Below are 16,934 nucleotides of genomic sequence, written 5' to 3'. Positions count from 1 at the left end.
ATTTCAGGGCTTTTGTGCCCTTTCCCAGTAAGTACGCTCTAGAATAGGGGAAAGATGTACGAAATTAAAGCGTAGGGGCTTGCCAGCGGCAGACTTTACAAAGCTATACGAAATGCTGCGAGTAGCTTCGCTTTTTTCATTGGCAAAAAGTGCTTGGCAGCGAAGACGTAGGGCATAGAAACCGGGCACAGCCTGATGCTGCACCCGGAGAGTCCGAGTCCGTAAAAATCAGTTACGGAATGGATTGCCACTACGCGCCGCTGTTGGTGCTGCGGTAGCTGGTTGGCTTACAGAAGTAGCACGCGGTGCTGATTGAGCACTTTCGCCATCAGCATAAGCATTCTGGTTGGCATTGTCCGGTGCGAGGCTGGTGGCTGAAGTTGGCACTGGCTTGTCCAATACGCCATTCAGTTGCATCAGATCGTCCATATTCAATGTCCCCAACGCGGATTGGATGTTTAACTGATTAATCAGATAGTTATAACGCGCGTCAGCTAATTGCTGTTTGGATTGATACAAGTTAGTCGTTGCAGTCAATACATCCAGAATAGTACGGGTACCCACCTGGTATCCGGCTTCCATGGCATCTAATGAACTTTGGTTGGAAATGACCACCTGCTCATAAGCCTTGATACTACTGATGGAGGCTGAAATATTATTGAATGAGGAGCGTACAGTTTGCACCACACTACGGTGCGCACTTTCTAGCTGTTCACTGGCACCGACGAAATTGTACTGTGCTTGTTTCACCGCAGAATTGGTGGCCCCGCCGCTATACAGTGGCAAACTCAGTTGCACACCAATTTGGTTTTGCCCAGCATCATTATTTACTTGCTGGCTGGTTGGTGACCCCCCACTGTAACGCGTATTGGTTACAGAAGATGAGGCGGTCAAATCGACCGTCGGCATATAACCGGTTTCTGCTGACTTAATTTGCTCACGAGCCAAATCTTGGCTCAAACGGGCAGAAAGCAAAGCAAGGTTACGTTTTTCAGCTTCTTTCAATAAGTTAGTAACTGCTTGTGGGCGCTCAGTCTTCAAGCGACTCACATTCAGTGATGCCAATTCAGGATAATAAACACCGGTGATCTGGCGCAGGTTTTCCAACGCATTATCCAAATTGTTACGGGCAGTCACTTCTGCTGCTAACACGGTATCGTAGCTGGCACGGGCGTTTTGCACATCGGTAATTGCGACTAAACCTACATTAAACCGCTGGGTCGTTTGGTCCAACTGGCGATAGACCGATTGCTTCTGTGCTTCGGTGTAAGACAGGCTATCAATCGCTCTGAGTACGTTGAAATAGGCTGTTGCCGTGTTCAGGATCAGTGCCTGTTCGTCGGTCTGGAATGTGACATCCTGAATACCCGCCGCCTTTTCCTGTAAGGTCAGGGCGCGCCATTTAGACATATCAAAAATAGTTTGAGTCAGTTGCAGGGAGCCTGATGTCGCGTTGCTATCCGGGCTATCGGATGCATCACGGAAACCATTAGTATGGCTGTAACCTGCACCCAAACCGAGCTGTGGTAACAGCGGGCTGCGCGCTTGATTAATTTTTTCATATGCAGCATCGCGGTCAGCAGCCGATTTGCGTAAATCCGGGTTACTATCCCTGGCTTGCTTATAAACTTGCAGCAAGTTCTCTGCCTGGCTCATGGTACTGAAACCAGCCAGACTCAGCCCGATAAGAAGGGGGAGCAGTTTCTTCATTTGCAGTCCTTGTTGTGCAGCATTTGTGCGGCAATTTTACTATGGTAGCTGTCGATAGACGATATTGTTGCCGATTCTATCAGAGTCTGCCAATGGGATAAGGTGGCTGATTGTGCCATCTCGCCTTAATTTACTTAAATCTATCACAAAGCTAAATGAGTATTCAGACAACTCATCTGTATCGAGCTATCTTGGTCAAATAATCTTTATCAAAATCATTTCTATCAGCTAACTCTATGCCTGCTATTTTAAAATCCTGTATACCCGTCATACTGCAAGCTGCATGTGCGTTAGCTGCTTTCGTTAACCCCAGTCACTTACTTATGTAAGCTCATGGGGGATTATGAGCCTCACCCTACGGGCCACGCAGGCGCTGTGCAAAATGGTTTACAACCAATTTGTCGCTCAATTGCCGCCTTCCTGCAACTCTAATTATTTAGGGTATAGCCTGTGTAGTTTGGCTGTCATCAAAAATCACAATTAAGCTTGGATACTTAAGTAAGGAGAACAGTTAATGACGTCAGTACAATCCTCACCGGTGACCTTTGACAAGAATGATGTGGAAATTATTGCACGTGAAACACTTTACAGTGGTTTTTTTTCACTGAATTTATACCGATTCCGCCACCGCCTGTTTAACGGTGAAATGAGTGGTGAAGTTAAGCGTGAAATTTTCGAGCGTGGCCATGCTGCGGTGTTGTTACCCTATGATCCGGTGCGTGATGAAGTGGTATTGGTTGAGCAATTACGGATTGCCGCCATTGACAGTAGCCCGTCACCTTGGTTATTAGAAATGGTAGCCGGAATGATTGAAGAGGGTGAAACCGTTGAAGCGGTCGCCCGTCGCGAGGCGCAGGAGGAAGCCGGAATTGACATTGGCCGCTGTAAGCCGGTGCTCAGCTATTTAGCCAGCCCCGGGGGCACCAGCGAACGTTTGTCTATTATGGTGGGCGAAGTTGATGCGACAACGGCGAAGGGGATTCATGGCTTGGCTGACGAAAATGAAGATATTCGAGTGCATGTTGTTAGTCGTGAACAAGCTTGTCGTTGGGTTGAAGAAGGTGCTATTGATAACGCAGCCTCAATCATTGCATTACAATGGTTGGCGTTGCACCATCAATCGCTGAGAGCAGAATGGCAGTCATAAAGATACTCGTCATACTTCAAGCTGCTGGTGCGTTGGCTACACTCAATAACCCGAATCATTGACTGGCGTCAACTCATCGGGATTATATCGCTTGCCGCCTTCCTTCAACTCGAATTATTTAGAGTATAGATAAAGAGAAAAAATAATGAGTAAGCGCTATACACCTGATTTCCCTGAGATGATGCGGATATGTGAAACTAACTTCGCACAATTGCGTCGTTTGATACCTCGCGTCGATGAAGTGGGCGAAAACGTGGCTTATCAGGTTAATGGCGGCAGTTATAGGCTGACAATTATTGAGTCAACCCGCTACACTTCGGTAGTAGAGATTGTGCAAACCGAGCCTGCGGTGAGTCACTGGAGCCTGCCATCGATGGTGGTGCGGCTTTATCATGATGCACAGGTCGCGGAAGTGTGTGCCAGTCAGCAGATCTACCGCTTCAAAGCAAGTTATGATTATCCGAATAAAAAGTTGCATCAGCGGGACGAAAAGCATCAAATTAACCAGTTTCTTGCTGACTGGTTGCGCTATTGTTTGGCGCATGGAGCGGTGGCAGTTCCGGTTTGTTAGACAGACTTATAACCTTGCCTACAGAGAGTGAAGAATCGTGATAATTCTGGTTGGGAAGGGTGCAAAAACAAGGACACCATTTGGAAAGCCTGTTTAAACTGCCTATGGCGAGTGGGGCCAAAGTCAGAATTTTACAAATAACAGATACCCACCTCTTCGCAGGTGAACATGAGACCTTGCTGGGTGTGAATACGTCCCACAGTTATCGCGCTGTGTTGGATGCGATTATTGCTGAGCAACATCCGTTCGATCTGATTGTTGCAACCGGTGATTTGGCGCAGGACCATTCAGTTGCTGCCTATCAGAATTTTGCCAAGGGTATTTCCCGTTTGCCAGCGCCTTGCGTCTGGCTACCCGGTAATCACGATTTTCAACCGGCGATGGTAGATGCACTGGCGGATTCAGGCATTGCGCCTTCGAAGCAGGTTCTGGTTGGTGATAACTGGCAAATTCTGTTATTGGACAGTCAGGTATTCGGCGTTCCTTATGGTGAACTGAGCGATTATCAGTTGGAGTGGATGGAGCGTTGTCTGGTGGCTTACCCAGAACGCTATACGCTGATTTTATTGCATCATCACCCAATGCCATCCGGCTGCACTTGGCTTGACCAACACAGTCTGCGTAATGCGCATATGTTGGCGGCAGTGCTGGTTCGTTATCCGCGTGTTACCACCTTATTGTGTGGCCATATCCATCAAGATTTGGATCTCGATTGGTATGGTAAACGGCTGCTGGCCAGCCCTTCTACTTGTGTGCAATTCAAACCGCACTGTACTAATTTTACGCTTGATACTGTGGCCCCGGGATGGCGCTACCTCGACTTACTGCCTGATGGAATACTTGAAACTGAGGTTCGTCGGTTAGCCAGTGATGAGTTCTGCCCGGACATGGACTCGGATGGTTATTGATGAGTACGCTTCTTTATATTCACGGCTTTAATAGCTCCCCCAGTTCGCTCAAAGCAACCACCTTTAAAAGTTGGTTGCAGCAGCACCATCCTCATATTGAGATGCTGACACCGCAATTACCGCCGTATCCGGCACAAGCAGCAGAAATGTTGGAAAACATTGTGATGGATAAAGCTGGGCAATCTATTGGTATTGTTGGTTCTTCCTTGGGCGGCTATTTTGCTACCTGGCTTTCCCAGCGTTTCAGCATACCTGCGGTGGTTGTTAACCCGGCAGTGCGGCCTTTTGAGCTGCTCAGTGATTATCTGGGCGAGAATGAGAACCCCTACACAGGTCAACAATATGTGTTAGAGTCTCGACATATTTACGACCTGAAGGTCATGCAAATTGAAAAGTTGGAATCCCCAGATTTACTCTGGTTATTGCAACAAACCGGGGATGAGATCCTCGATTACCGTCAAGCTGTTGCTTATTACACCCCTTGCCGGCAAACAGTAGAATCAGGTGGAAATCATGCCTTTGTTGGCTTTGATCACTATTTCTCCCCGATTGTAACTTTTTTAGGGCTAGCGACTGCCTGATAACAGGCCGTATATGTGCCACCGATACAGTAGGTTTGGTATTACTACAATGTTGGTATTACTACCGTTGGGTATCGTTACTACAGTGGGTATTGCACTGGGGCCGAGATGGCCCACCGGGCATGTCACCGCCAGCCTTCCAACCATTAGCCGAATATTAATCAACCATGACTGAATCCAGCTATAACGCTGATGCCATTGAAGTACTCAGCGGTTTAGAACCAGTGCGTCGTCGTCCGGGCATGTATACGGATACCACGCGGCCAAACCACCTTGGTCAAGAGGTGATTGATAACAGCGTCGATGAGGCGCTGGCGGGCCACGCCCGGCGTATTGACGTTATTCTGCACGCCGATCAATCGCTGGAAGTGACTGATGATGGCCGTGGTATGCCTGTTGATATCCATCCAGAAGAAGGTGTTCCCGCCGTTGAACTGATTATGTGTCGGTTACACGCAGGCGGCAAATTCTCGAATAAAAACTATCAGTTCTCTGGTGGTTTGCACGGTGTAGGCATTTCAGTTGTGAATGCTTTATCCAAGCGGGTAGAGGTCACGGTGCGCCGTGATAGCCAAATCTACAGTATCGCCTTTGAAAATGGCGATAAAGTGCAGGAACTACAAGTTATCGGGACATGCGGTAAGCGCAATACCGGTACCAGCGTGCATTTCTGGCCGGATGTCTCATTCTTCGATAGCCCACGTTTCTCGGTTTCGCGTTTATCCCATTTGCTGAAAGCGAAAGCCGTGTTGTGCCCCGGCGTAGAAATCGTCTTTAAAGATCTGGTGAATAATACCGAGCAGCGTTGGTGCTATGCCGATGGCCTGACCGATTATCTGATGGAAGCTGTTGATGGCTTGATTACCCTGCCAGAAGCACCGTTTGTCGGCTCTTTTGCCGGTGATACTGAAGCGATTGATTGGGCGCTGTTGTGGTTGCCAGAAGGCGGTGAACTGTTGACAGAAAGCTACGTCAACCTGATCCCCACCATGCAGGGCGGAACTCACGTCAACGGTTTGCGTCAGGGTTTGCTGGATGCCATGCGCGATTTCTGCGAATACCGCAATATTTTGCCCCGTGGCGTCAAACTTTCGGCCGATGATATCTGGGAACGCTGTGCTTATGTGTTGTCAGTAAAAATGCAGGACCCACAATTTGCCGGCCAAACGAAAGAGCGGCTCTCCTCACGTCAGTGCGCTGCTTTTGTGTCCGGTGTGGTAAAAGATGCCTTCAGCCTATGGTTGAATCAGAATATACAAGCGGCAGAACAACTGGCTGAATTGGCCATATCCAGTGCTCAGCGCCGTATGCGTGCGGCGAAAAAAGTGGTGCGTAAGAAGCTGACCAGCGGTCCGGCATTGCCCGGTAAACTGGCGGATTGTACTTCGCAGGATCTGAGCATGACCGAATTGTTCTTGGTGGAGGGGGATTCCGCAGGCGGTTCGGCCAAACAAGCACGTGATCGTGAATATCAGGCAATCATGCCGCTGAAAGGCAAGATCCTGAATACCTGGGAAGTTTCGTCAGATGAAGTGCTGGCCTCGCAGGAAGTACACGACATCTCGGTAGCTATTGGTATTGATCCAGATAGTGAAGATTTGAGCCAACTTCGTTATGGCAAAATTTGTATCCTGGCGGATGCGGACTCCGATGGTCTACATATTGCCACTCTGCTGTGCGCACTGTTTGTGCGCCACTTCCGGGCATTGGTGCGCAACGGTCACGTTTATGTGGCGATGCCACCACTGTATCGCATCGATTTAGGCAAAGAAGTGTTTTATGCCTTGGATGAAGAAGAGAAAGCGGGTGTTCTGGAACAACTGAAACGCAAACGCGGGAAACCCAACGTTCAGCGGTTTAAAGGGCTGGGTGAAATGAACCCGCTGCAGTTACGTGAAACGACTCTCGATCCGAATACCCGTCGTCTGGTGCAATTGACCATTGGTGATGATGATATTGATAAAACGTTAGCAATGATGGACATGTTGTTAGCGAAAAAGCGTTCCGAAGATCGGCGCAATTGGCTGCAAGAGAAAGGGGATACCGCTGAAATCGAGGTTTGATCGATGAAAGTGACGTTAGAAGAGTTGCAGGCATTTACCTCGGTAGTTGACTGCGGCTCGATTACCGCGGCGGCAGAGCAACGTAGCCAGACCACATCGGGTATCAGCCGTGCATTGAGCCGATTGGAGCAAAAGCTGGCGACCACTTTGCTACGCCGCACCACCCGTCGGTTGGAATTGACCGAAGAGGGCGAGCTGTTTCTCAGCCATGCACGCCAGATTCTTGGCGCGGTAGATGATGCTGAGGAACAGATTGCTCTGCGGCGGTTGAAGCCTGCTGGTAGGTTGCGAGTGAATGCAGCAGCCCCCTTTATGCAGCACGTTATCGTGCCGATGATCAGCGGCTTTCGCGCTTTATATCCGCAAATCATTCTTGAACTGAATACCGACGATCTTAATATCGATCTATTGGAGCAACGTACTGATATCGCGATCCGCATTGGTGCTTTGCGCGACTCCACTATTCATGCTCGTTTGCTGGGTGCCAGCCGGGTGCGTATTCTTGCCAGCCCCGACTATCTGCAATGTCACGGTACCCCGCACACTATTGATGAACTGGCTGATCACAGCCTGTTGGGTTTTACACAGCCGGAATTCCTTAATCAGTGGTCGCTACCCCATTTGCCAGGCGGGCGTTCGTCGATTATCCCGAATTTAGCGGCTTCCAGCGGCGAAACGCTGCGTTTATTGGCTTTACAGGGTGAAGGGATCGTCGAACTCTCTGATTTTATGACGCGTGAAGATCAACTGGCGGGGCGTTTGGTTGAAGTCATGGCGGATCAAACTCTGGAAACCTGGCAACCGATCAATGCAGTGTATTATCGCAATACACAACTTGCTGCGCGGATTACCTGTTTTCTCGATTATGTGAGTGAGCAGATTCGGTTGCAGGGGAGTCATTGGCTCAGATATCCCCTTCGTACTTGAAGCTGCAGGGGTGTTAGCTGCGCGCACTTACCCGAATCACTTACTTGAGTAAGCTCATCGGGATGCGTTTGCTTGCTGCCTACCTGCAACTCCAATTACTTTGGGGATAGGCTGATTAGGCGTTATTTAAAATGTGAATGTTCACATCCAACACATCATCCTTAATCACTTCACGGTGTTGATGCATATGTTCCATCTGCAAATGTAACTCCAGATGATGCACACTTTGCCACTTCTCCAGCATGAAAATAGAGTCCGGCGAGTTCTTTTGCCAGTCAAGCTGGGTGGGAACGTCAACCATCGGCACATAACCGCCACAACCTTCCTCGGCCAGTACCGCCGGAATAAGCTTCTCAATTGCCTGCAATACCGCCTGACGGCGCCCTGGTTTGACTTTGATTTCTGCAAAAACGGTAATCATTACTGCCTCTATTTATCTCTGATAGGAAATCAAACGGCCTGATAGTTAAAGTTTTCGGCTAAATGCTGACGGTAACGGCTGATGTCACCTTCAATGTCTGGTTGTTTAATCACATCATTACACATAAATGTTGGCAGAGGTTCCATACCAAGGAATTGGTTCGCTTTATGGAAATGCAGATACACACCGTCAACGCCCACCCCATGGAAGAACTGTTTCGGGTCATTGAACGCTGCAAGTGGTGCATTCCAGGTGACTGACAGCATGTAGGTTTTACCCTGAATCAAACCGCCAGAACCATAGCCTTTAGTGGCATCAGAACGGGTACGGCCATCACTGGCATACAGTTTGCCGTGACCTGCGGTAAAGACGTCATCAATATATTTTTTCAGGATCCACGGTTCACCCATCCACCAACCGGGCATTTGATAAATAACGGTATCAGCCCACAGATATTTTTCAATTTCACTTTCAATATCATAGCCTTCATCAACCGTGGTGATTTTCACCTGATGACCATTTTCACGTAGGAAGTCGGCAGCGACATTCGTGAGCGTGAGATTAAGCGCCCCTTTGGAGTGCGCAAACTCTTTCATGGCGTTAATAATTAATACGTTACTCATTGATATAATCCTTGTGAAGCGGGGGCTAATAACACAAAACAGCGGCCTACCCGGAATGCTGAGTATGCTAATGGTTTTTACGCGAGAGAAAAATGGACAATAATGCATAACACTCTTGCTAAATAAGCAATAAAGCCCCTGCATTTAAACCTTTTGAACTGTAAATATGCGAAGCTCCCCGCATTGGATTTCATATGGCAGAAACAGCAGAATAACAGTTTTGAGGCAGCTCTCAGAACGAAGTTAATACCTGGTAGCATATAGCTGCGTACCGAGTTATAGCGGTACACTGCTTGTCTTTTAGCGACACTCGTTTACTCAGGTCAGCGCCATTATGTCCCCTCATACTTTGCTCGTGATTGATGATGATGAAGAGATCCGCAGCTTACTGACGGAATACTTCACTAAAGCGAATTTTCGTGTGCTTTCGCTGCCTGATGGTGAACATTTGCTAGCAACATTGAAGCAAGAGTCTGTGGATTTAGTCATTTTGGATGTCATGTTGCCTGGTGATGACGGCTTCACCCTCTGCCGTAAAGCACGGCAAGTATCGGCAGTGCCGATCATCATGCTGACGGCGGCATCTGATGAAAGTGACAAAGTGATTGGGTTAGAGCTAGGTGCAGATGATTATCTGGCTAAACCGTTCAGTGCCCGCGAGTTGCTGGCGCGAGTTAAGGCGTTATTACGTCGCAATCAAATTGTGCAAAGCCCTGGCATTGAGGCACGATTTTTATGTTTTAACGGCTGGAAACTGGATTTAGTCCGGCGGGAGCTTATTGATCCGCAAAAGCAGAGTGAGCCGTTGTCGGGGATTGAATTTACGTTGCTCTCGTTATTTTTACGTCATCCCAATCAGGTCCTCGACCGGGATCAAATCTCTGAGATAACCCGCCGACGGGAAAATAACCCTTTGGAGCGGGGGATTGATGTGCAAATCAGCCGCTTACGTCAGCGTCTACAAGATAGCCAGCGCTTACTACTGCGTACCCTGCGTAATCAGGGTTACATGCTATGTTGTGATGTTACCCGTGAATATTGATTCGGGCCGTTATGTCCGTTGGCTACAGGATATGTTCCGGCCACTCTGGCCGCGTTCACTTCTGAGCCGCATGCTGTGCATGCTGGTGATTGCCCTGCTGCTGGCAGAAAGTATCTCTGGTTCAATTTGGTATCGTCAGTTTAGTCTGCGCAATCAGGCCAGTCTGGAAAGTACTATCAAAGGGCTGGTGCAAGGGATGCTGACTAGCTACAACTTTATGTCATCTCTGCCGTATAACTACCGCCATTTAGTGTTGCAACAACAATTGGCGTTAGGTGGCTCGCAGTTTTTTATTTCGATCAATAACCATGTATTGGATGAAGTGCAATTGCTGAACAGTCAGGCCGCCAGAACCGTGGTCTCGCAGGCAAAACAAGAACTGCGAACACAATTAGGGGAACGGCAGGCGGCGATTATCTCCCTGACACCCGCAGATCAACTGAAAGTTTTTAACGCCGGAGTTCTGGTTGATAATCTCCCCCCTGCCTGGGTACGTTTTGGTATCACTACATCCCATAAAGATGCGCCAGTATTAGTCATTCAGTTACAACTGAATTCCAATGAATGGCTGTTTCTGGCAGCACCACTGCCACCGCCTTATGATCAGTTAGAAAGCCCGCTGTTTAGCTTGCGTCAGGTCGGCTTTACCCTGTGTAGCTTGCTTCTGGTTTTACTTTTTACCTGGTGGCTGATTCGGCGTGAGCTGAAACCATTAGCACGGCTAGCCCATGGCGCACTTGAACTCAACAGTTCACTGGACAGCGAACCATTGCCAGAGGAAGGCAGTGCAGAATTGGTTACCGCGACCCGTTCTTTCAATCAAATGCAAAGCCGTCTGCGCGCTTATCTGCATAATCGTGAGATGCTATTTACCGCTATCAGTCATGACTTGAAAACCCCGCTAACCCGCCTACGGTTGCGGGTAGAAATGCTAGAAGATGAGACTTTGGGGAAAAAATTTGAACGGGATGTCGCTGACCTGGAAATGATGGTCAAAGGCGCACTGCAAAGTATGAAGGATACTGATTTACATGAAAATATGGAGTCCATAGATATCATGAATTTGCTAAGGCAAACGATGGACGCCTATCTCAATGTTACTGTTTCCGGTAAAGCCAGCCCGATCTTTGGCCGCCCTCTGGCGATTAAGCGCCTACTTAATAACATCGTGGAGAATGGGCTGAACTATGGGCAGCGAGTAGAAATAATTCTGTCAGATCACCGAGATTACATCATGCTGTTTATCCGTGATTTTGGCCCCGGAATTCTCGAGGAGCAGTGGGAGAAAGTATTTAAGCCTTACTATCGTTTGCAACAGGATAACCGTGGCAGTGGGTTGGGGCTTGCTATCTCACGTAGCATTGCCAGAGCACATGGTGGTGAAGTGACATTACGTAATCATCCCGCCAGTGGGCTGATAGTTGAAGTCCGTTTACAACGTTATAACTGAGTCTAATACGCATGTTAAAGACACTATCTCTTATTTTTCTGCTGTTGGTCGCGACCAATGCCACTGCCGTTAACGTTGAAGTCCTGCATTATTGGACTTCATCCAGTGAGCAGGCGGCACTATTATCGGTAAAACAGGCGCTGGCCGAAAAAGGGGATAACTGGCAAGATTTTGCCGTTGCTGGTGGTGCAGGAGAGAGTGCATACAGTGTATTGCAAACGCGTGCTATTGCCGGTAACCCGCCCGGGGCGGCGTTACTCGAAGGTAAGGCCATTGAGGAGTGGGCCAGACTGGGCTTTCTCTCCAGCCCTTATACGCCGGAGCAAACCGTTGAGTGGGATCAGGCTTTGCCTCTCGCCATCAAAGCCAATATTAAATATCGTGGTGAGTATGTTGCCGTACCGGTAAACATACATCGTATCAATTGGATGTGGATTAACCCGAAACCTTTCGCCAAATTGAAATTAGCCGTACCTACCACATGGGATGAGTTTTTTGCCGTGGCCGATAAGTTACAAGCTGCCGGGTACATTCCATTGGCACATGGTGGGCAGGCATGGCAGGACGCCACGGTGTTTGAGAATCTGCTGTTAGGCATGGAAGGCGGGGAATTCTACCGCCAGGTGTTTATGGAACAGCGCAGTAGTGCCATCACCAGTGAGAAGATGGTGCGAGTGCTGGAAAAGTTTCGCAAGCTTAAAGGTTATATCGACCCCGATGCCGCCAATCGTCCGTGGCATGAGTCGGTAGAAATGCTGCGCAGTGGTAAAGCTGCCATGATGATTATGGGCGACTGGGCCAAAGGCGAGATGATGCAGGATGGTGATATTCCCGGCCAAGCGTTTTTGTGTGCGCTGGCTCCCGGTACTCAGGGCTATTTTATTTATAACACGGACAGCTTTGCTATTTTGCAGCAAAACGGTAATCCAGTCGTGGTATCGGGCCAACGCCATTTGGCTGATGTACTGATGGATAAGCAGTTTCAGGTTACGTTTAATAAACTAAAAGGCTCGATCCCCGCCCGAATGGATGTTTCTTTGCAGGATTTTGACTCCTGCGCGCAGCAGTCAGGCAAGGCGTTCCGTCAGGCGGAGGCCTCGGGTAAATTGCTGCCGAGTATGGCGCATTCGATGGCGACAGATGCACAAACCAAAGAGATCTTCTTCCACGTACTGAACTCCTTTTTTATCCATCCAGAGCAGACTCCGCAGCAGGCTGTGCAGCAGCTCAATACTGCCTTAATCGCGGTGAAATCTTAAGTTCAAGGCGTCAAAGCAGTACGCGCAAAAATTAGAGAATGCGAGAATAATCAGAGAGTCAGCAATGTTAGCCAATGCTATTTAGCTTTTCCACCACCCTAGCTGAGAGTATCAATTCAGCACTGGCCAGGTTCTCCTGTAAATGTTGCGGTGATGACGTGCCAGGGATGAGCATGATATTTGGAGAGCGTTGCAGCAGCCAGGCAAGCGCAACCTGCATTGGCGTGGCCCCCAGTGACTGTGCGACTTCGCTAAGTTGTGTCGACTGCAATGGTGTGAAGCCACCGAGCGGGAAAAAAGGAACCCAGGCGATATTCTGTGCAGCAAGCTCGTCGACAAGTGCGTCGTCATCGCGATTTGCCAGATTATACAAGTTCTGTACGCAGACGATGGGGGTGATTTTTTGGGCATCGGCGACCTGTTTTGCTGTCACGTTACTCAATCCAATATGGCGAATCAGCCCTCGCGCTTGCAGTTTGACCAGTGTCTCAAGGGGGGCGGCCAAGGAACCTTCTGCCGGTTGGTGGACAGCAAACATGCTACGCAAATTCACGACTTCCAACACATCAAGCCCAAGGTGACGCAGATTATCTTCGACCGCGCGGGTGAGTTCATCGGCGCTGAATGCCGGTAGCCAGTTCCCCGTCTTATCGCGTAGTGCGCCCACCTTGGTAACAATACACAGATCATTAGGATAAGGATGGAGGGCTCGTTTAATTAATTGGTTAGTAATATGTGGCCCATAAAAATCACTGGTATCAATATGTTGGACCCCTGATTCGATGGCGTCGCGCAACACCTGAATCGCCTGAGATTCATTCGCGGGTGGGCCAAATACGCCTGGGCCAGCCAGTTGCATCGCGCCATAGCCGAGGCGATTAATCTGCCGATCGCCAAGTCGATAAGTAAGAGTACGTTGTGACATGGGATATCTCCTGAGTAAGTAACGCAATGATTGTAGCTGGCTTATAGCTGTGCAACTATCTGGCTAAATGAAGACAAGTTGTACGGAGTGGCGGACAATGCAAATTGATATTGCACTGCTTCATGCGGTGGTCGCGGTGGCAAAAGCGGGCGGATTTCGTGAGGCTGCGCGCATGATAGGCAGTAATCCTTCGTATCTCAGCGATGCGGTGCGGCGGGTGGAACAGCAACTGGGTGTCCGGTTATTTCATCGAACCACTCGAACGGTGGCATTGACTGAGGTAGGTAGAGCACTGATGGAGCGGTTAATGCCTGCGATGAGCGAAGTTGATGCTGCACTGGATATTGTTAATCGCTTTCGTGATACCCCGTCGGGCACATTACGTCTAAATGTCCCTGTTAGTGCTGCGCGGCTGGTGTTGCCTGCCATTGTTCCTGCTTTTTTGAAACGTTATCCAGGCATTCAGTTAGAGGTGGTGGCCGAAAGCAATGTGCAGGACGTATTCCGTGATGGCTGTGATGCGGGTATCCGCTATGATGAATGTCTCGAACAGGATGTCATTGCGCTTCCGATAGGAAAACGTCAGCAGCGCTTTGCTGTTGCCGCAGCTCCTGAGTATCTCGACCTGCATGGCCGGCCGGAACATCCGAGCGAACTCCTTAACCACCTCTGTATTCGTGGCCGTTATGCCAGCGGCATAGTGCCTGAATGGGAATTTGAGCGAGACGGCGAGGTGGTGCGAGTGAAGCCAAATGGCCCGCTAATGGTTAGCATTGGTGCTGCCGTTGACCTTGCGGTGGCAACGGCGATTGCTGGCGGTGGGATAATCTATCTATTTGAAGAGTGGCTGCGACCCGCGATTGAACGTGGCGAACTTGAAGCAATTCTAACACCCTGGTGGCAGCAGTTTTCAGGCCCATATCTGTACTATCCCGACCGTCGTCTTATCCCTTCACCACTCAAAGCGTTTATTGATTTTATCCGCGAACTAAATGGTTAACCATTTAGCTCCGCCATTATCTGGCGTCTGAAGCCAACCGGGCGATTATGCGGGGCTTAATATAATCCGTCGCTTGAGTTTCAGCCCCCCTGATCTATTTTGAATTATGGGATTATTAAATTCCCTCCTGCTCGTCATTTTCCTCATTATTGGGTGTTTCACTGTCAACGACAAAATGAACGATTCCCCGTTTTCCCGCCGCCAGTGACTGTTGAACCAATGCGCGGGCTGTAGGGATTTCATCTCGGTCTAGCACTGTTTCCGCCAGCATCTGCATATTGGTACCGGTAATCACTTCAAATTGGGGTTGATGCACACTCAATTGGACTGCACTGCGAAATGGGGAGCCCCCGAGCAAGTCGGTGAAGAACACCACACCGTGCTCAATAGGTAATGTATCCAGTGCCTGTTGTAACGCATGGTCTAGCTGTTGAGTACTCATACCCACCGGAAAGTCGACCGCAATGATTTGCGGTTGTGAGCCAATGACTTGTTCCACTGCGTTATACAATCCACTGGCAAAACGCCCATGGCCGGTGATGATAATGCTTACCATAAAAGGTCCTTGGGCGCTGGCCGTTAGCCAGCGCATTAAAGATTGAGACTGATTTAGGTGCTACAACACACCGAGCCATGACAGTGCGATAGACAATACAAAAGTCACCAGAATGAGCGTAACCGGGCTGACTTTCTTGGCGCGCAACAGGTAATACATCAGCAAGGTGTAGACCATGGGCAGCAGATTTGGGAAGACTTTGTCAAAGAAGGCTTCCTGAATAGAGACCTCGTGGCCCGCGGTCACCGCGACTTTTGCCGCCACGGTAATATGGACATACGAAGCAATCAGCCCACCAACGACTGTCACACCAAGGATGGTCGCTGCTCTGGAAATAGCCCCCGAACTGGCACGCAGTTTATCGATGGCTCTTACCCCCAAGGTGTAGCCCAGATGGGTCCATACCACGCGCAGTAAAAATAGCGCCAGATAAACCACGAAGAAGATGATTGGCCCCAAAATACTGCCCTGACTGGCAAAAGAGGCACAAACCCCCGCGACAATCGGCAATAAAGTGAACCAGAAAATAGCATCACCAATCCCCGCCAGTGGCCCGAACAACGCCACTTTCAACCCTTTGATCAGGTCTCGACTTTCGTGGCGTTCCTCCAGAGAAATCAGTAATCCCATCAGGAAACCAACCGCATTAGTGTTGGTATTAATAAACTCCAGATTATCTTTCATGGCGGCAGACAGCGCGGCTTTGTCATTACCATAAATCTTCTTCAGCAACGGGGCTTGTGCACTGGCAAAACCAGTCGCCTGCATACGTTCGTAATTAAAACCGGATTGTAACAGTGCTGACCGAAAACCCAACTTGGTGATATCCCGGCGCGTCAACTTGGTGGTTGGCTCAGTGCTGGCATCTGTCGTTGTTGGCAAGGTATTAGATTCCATCATTCATCTCCTCAGGAGCGACAGCAGCATGGGCGGCTTTTTTCTGTTGGTTGTAATATTCGTAGATAGCGAAAGCCGTCCCCAGTAGCGCAACAGGCAACAGATTCTGTACCGGTATAAAGGTGACAAACAGGAAACCAATAATAAAGAAAGGGGTGAACGGGGTTTTCATCATAACTTTCAACAGTAAGCCGAAACCAACCGCAGGCAAGATACCCCCGGCAACCTCAAAGCCATGAGTCAACCAGGCTGGCATTGATCGCACCAGGCTTTGCATCGCGCCCTGTGAAACGTAAGCGCACAAGAACGTCACGGCGGCATAAGTCACAGCAACAATGGCGGTTAACAACAAGTTCAGCCGCCCGAGAGCTGCGCCATCAGCTTCTTCTGCGTAACGGTCAGCCTTCTGCATAAAGAAGGAAAATGCTGAGTAATAGAACAAAATGATGTATTGCATTAAGAAGCTAAAGGGCAGGCCCAGTCCGATGGCCGTTTTCGCATCGACACCGGTGCTGTGGGCAATCACGGTCGTCATAATACCTGCCAGCACTGGGTTTGGTGGTTGGGTACCGCCAATCGGGGTCAGGCCAGTAAAGGCCAGTTCGGTCAATGCACCGGTAATCAAACCCGTTTGGATATCACCGAGAATGGCACCCGTTAAGGTACAAACGATTAGCGGGCGGAAGATATACAACGCTTCCAACCAAAAATCGATCCCGACAATCAGTGCCATGATTGCCAGCCCAATACCTTGCATCATTGTTATTTCATGCATAAATAATTCCGTCACCAAAGGCGTTGTAGGGCAGGGTATTATCGGATTAAGTCCGAAACTCTCAGATTGCTATACCCTG

Annotated in this window: 17 protein-coding genes; 10 read left to right on the top strand and 7 right to left on the bottom strand. The window is 49.2% G+C overall.

Features of this window, described 5'->3' with window-relative positions:
• Nucleotides 1–228: 228 nt before the first annotated feature.
• Nucleotides 229–1,710 (bottom strand): outer membrane channel protein TolC, encoded by a 1,482-nt coding sequence (gene tolC, locus V2A85_RS00935; RefSeq protein ID WP_372560483.1) that lies wholly within the window; start codon nt 1,708–1,710, stop codon nt 229–231.
• A 514-nt stretch (nt 1,711–2,224) separates the two neighbouring features.
• On the opposite strand from tolC, the gene nudF reads away from it, so the two are divergent.
• The 6 genes from nudF to V2A85_RS00905 all read left to right on the top strand — a co-directional run bounded on the left by nudF (nt 2,225) and on the right by V2A85_RS00905 (nt 7,907).
• The gene (gene nudF / locus V2A85_RS00930) at nt 2,225–2,857 is read left to right on the top strand and encodes an ADP-ribose diphosphatase (protein WP_083162382.1); all 633 of its coding nucleotides are present in this window, start codon (nt 2,225–2,227) and stop codon (nt 2,855–2,857) included.
• 145 nt (nt 2,858–3,002) lie between these two features.
• Nucleotides 3,003–3,428: a DUF1249 family protein gene (locus tag V2A85_RS00925; protein WP_050086674.1), complete on the top strand. Its 426-nt coding sequence runs from the start codon at nt 3,003–3,005 to the stop codon at nt 3,426–3,428.
• 80 nt (nt 3,429–3,508) lie between these two features.
• Nucleotides 3,509–4,336 carry a 3',5'-cyclic-AMP phosphodiesterase gene (gene cpdA / locus V2A85_RS00920; RefSeq protein ID WP_372560696.1) on the top strand — a complete coding sequence of 276 codons (828 nt, stop codon included), beginning with the start codon at nt 3,509–3,511 and terminating at the stop codon, nt 4,334–4,336.
• Entirely contained in the window at nt 4,336–4,917 is a 582-nt protein-coding gene (yqiA, locus tag V2A85_RS00915) for an esterase YqiA (RefSeq protein ID WP_372560484.1), read from the top strand. The genes cpdA and yqiA overlap by 1 nt, the downstream gene beginning before the upstream one ends.
• Before the next feature lie 167 nt (nt 4,918–5,084).
• On the top strand, nt 5,085–6,980 hold the full coding sequence (parE, locus tag V2A85_RS00910; RefSeq protein WP_372560485.1) for a DNA topoisomerase IV subunit B: 1,896 nt from the start codon (nt 5,085–5,087) through the stop codon (nt 6,978–6,980).
• A gap of 3 nt (nt 6,981–6,983) precedes the next feature.
• Entirely contained in the window at nt 6,984–7,907 is a 924-nt protein-coding gene (locus V2A85_RS00905; protein ID WP_372560486.1) for a LysR substrate-binding domain-containing protein, read from the top strand.
• A gap of 115 nt (nt 7,908–8,022) precedes the next feature.
• Here V2A85_RS00905 and V2A85_RS00900 read toward each other — a convergent pair whose 3' ends face one another.
• A complete protein-coding gene (locus V2A85_RS00900; protein ID WP_005188293.1) occupies nt 8,023–8,328 on the bottom strand; it encodes a putative quinol monooxygenase in 306 nt (101 codons plus the stop codon).
• Between the two features lie 29 nt (nt 8,329–8,357).
• Nucleotides 8,358–8,951 carry an NAD(P)H-dependent oxidoreductase gene (locus V2A85_RS00895; protein WP_420070744.1) on the bottom strand — a complete coding sequence of 198 codons (594 nt, stop codon included), beginning with the start codon at nt 8,949–8,951 and terminating at the stop codon, nt 8,358–8,360.
• 334 nt (nt 8,952–9,285) lie between these two features.
• Between V2A85_RS00895 and V2A85_RS00890 the strand changes: the two genes are divergently transcribed.
• Genes V2A85_RS00890 through V2A85_RS00880 form a run of 3 tightly spaced genes read left to right on the top strand, consistent with a single transcriptional unit; the run spans nt 9,286 to nt 12,702 of the window.
• Nucleotides 9,286–9,993, top strand: coding sequence for a response regulator (locus V2A85_RS00890; RefSeq protein WP_420070743.1), 708 nt, complete (start codon nt 9,286–9,288; stop codon nt 9,991–9,993).
• Nucleotides 9,974–11,443, top strand: coding sequence for an ATP-binding protein (locus V2A85_RS00885; RefSeq protein WP_227746580.1), 1,470 nt, complete (start codon nt 9,974–9,976; stop codon nt 11,441–11,443). Before V2A85_RS00890 ends, V2A85_RS00885 begins: the two co-directional genes overlap by 20 nt.
• An 11-nt stretch (nt 11,444–11,454) precedes the next feature.
• On the top strand, nt 11,455–12,702 hold the full coding sequence (locus tag V2A85_RS00880) for an ABC transporter substrate-binding protein (protein WP_420070742.1): 1,248 nt from the start codon (nt 11,455–11,457) through the stop codon (nt 12,700–12,702).
• Between the two features lie 67 nt (nt 12,703–12,769).
• Here V2A85_RS00880 and V2A85_RS00875 read toward each other — a convergent pair whose 3' ends face one another.
• A complete protein-coding gene (locus V2A85_RS00875) occupies nt 12,770–13,627 on the bottom strand; it encodes an aldo/keto reductase family oxidoreductase (protein WP_420070741.1) in 858 nt (285 codons plus the stop codon).
• A 97-nt stretch (nt 13,628–13,724) separates the two neighbouring features.
• On the opposite strand from V2A85_RS00875, the gene V2A85_RS00870 reads away from it, so the two are divergent.
• Entirely contained in the window at nt 13,725–14,627 is a 903-nt protein-coding gene (locus V2A85_RS00870) for a LysR family transcriptional regulator (RefSeq protein WP_420070740.1), read from the top strand.
• Between the two features lie 115 nt (nt 14,628–14,742).
• Here V2A85_RS00870 and agaF read toward each other — a convergent pair whose 3' ends face one another.
• The 3 genes from agaF to agaC are packed head-to-tail and all read right to left on the bottom strand — an operon-like array spanning nt 14,743 to nt 16,855.
• On the bottom strand, nt 14,743–15,183 hold the full coding sequence (gene agaF, locus V2A85_RS00865; RefSeq protein WP_420070739.1) for a PTS galactosamine/N-acetylgalactosamine transporter subunit IIA: 441 nt from the start codon (nt 15,181–15,183) through the stop codon (nt 14,743–14,745).
• 60 nt (nt 15,184–15,243) lie between these two features.
• The gene (gene agaD / locus V2A85_RS00860) at nt 15,244–16,080 is read right to left on the bottom strand and encodes a PTS galactosamine transporter subunit IID (protein WP_372560697.1); all 837 of its coding nucleotides are present in this window, start codon (nt 16,078–16,080) and stop codon (nt 15,244–15,246) included.
• A complete protein-coding gene (gene agaC, locus V2A85_RS00855) occupies nt 16,070–16,855 on the bottom strand; it encodes a PTS galactosamine transporter subunit IIC (protein ID WP_372560493.1) in 786 nt (261 codons plus the stop codon). Before agaC ends, agaD begins: the two co-directional genes overlap by 11 nt.
• Nucleotides 16,856–16,934: the final 79 nt, after the last annotated feature.

It is taken from the genome of Yersinia sp. 1252 StPb PI (genome assembly GCF_048593885.1).
In the GTDB taxonomy this organism is placed as follows: domain Bacteria; phylum Pseudomonadota; class Gammaproteobacteria; order Enterobacterales; family Enterobacteriaceae; genus Yersinia; species Yersinia enterocolitica_E.
This window is presented reverse-complemented; position numbering and strand designations above follow the sequence as displayed.

Coding starts and splice junctions, on each gene's coding strand:
- tolC (WP_372560483.1), bottom strand. CDS start 1,710: ATGAAGAAACTGCTCCCCCTTCTTATCGGGCTGAGTCTGGCTGGTTTC.
- nudF (WP_083162382.1), top strand. CDS start 2,225: ATGACGTCAGTACAATCCTCACCGGTGACCTTTGACAAGAATGATGTG.
- V2A85_RS00925 (WP_050086674.1), top strand. CDS start 3,003: ATGAGTAAGCGCTATACACCTGATTTCCCTGAGATGATGCGGATATGT.
- yqiA (WP_372560484.1), top strand. CDS start 4,336: ATGAGTACGCTTCTTTATATTCACGGCTTTAATAGCTCCCCCAGTTCG.
- parE (WP_372560485.1), top strand. CDS start 5,085: ATGACTGAATCCAGCTATAACGCTGATGCCATTGAAGTACTCAGCGGT.
- V2A85_RS00905 (WP_372560486.1), top strand. CDS start 6,984: ATGAAAGTGACGTTAGAAGAGTTGCAGGCATTTACCTCGGTAGTTGAC.
- V2A85_RS00900 (WP_005188293.1), bottom strand. CDS start 8,328: ATGATTACCGTTTTTGCAGAAATCAAAGTCAAACCAGGGCGCCGTCAG.
- V2A85_RS00895 (WP_420070744.1), bottom strand. CDS start 8,951: ATGAGTAACGTATTAATTATTAACGCCATGAAAGAGTTTGCGCACTCC.
- V2A85_RS00890 (WP_420070743.1), top strand. CDS start 9,286: ATGTCCCCTCATACTTTGCTCGTGATTGATGATGATGAAGAGATCCGC.
- V2A85_RS00885 (WP_227746580.1), top strand. CDS start 9,974: ATGTTACCCGTGAATATTGATTCGGGCCGTTATGTCCGTTGGCTACAG.
- V2A85_RS00880 (WP_420070742.1), top strand. CDS start 11,455: ATGTTAAAGACACTATCTCTTATTTTTCTGCTGTTGGTCGCGACCAAT.
- V2A85_RS00875 (WP_420070741.1), bottom strand. CDS start 13,627: ATGTCACAACGTACTCTTACTTATCGACTTGGCGATCGGCAGATTAAT.
- V2A85_RS00870 (WP_420070740.1), top strand. CDS start 13,725: ATGCAAATTGATATTGCACTGCTTCATGCGGTGGTCGCGGTGGCAAAA.
- agaF (WP_420070739.1), bottom strand. CDS start 15,183: ATGGTAAGCATTATCATCACCGGCCATGGGCGTTTTGCCAGTGGATTG.
- agaD (WP_372560697.1), bottom strand. CDS start 16,080: ATGGAATCTAATACCTTGCCAACAACGACAGATGCCAGCACTGAGCCA.
- agaC (WP_372560493.1), bottom strand. CDS start 16,855: ATGCATGAAATAACAATGATGCAAGGTATTGGGCTGGCAATCATGGCA.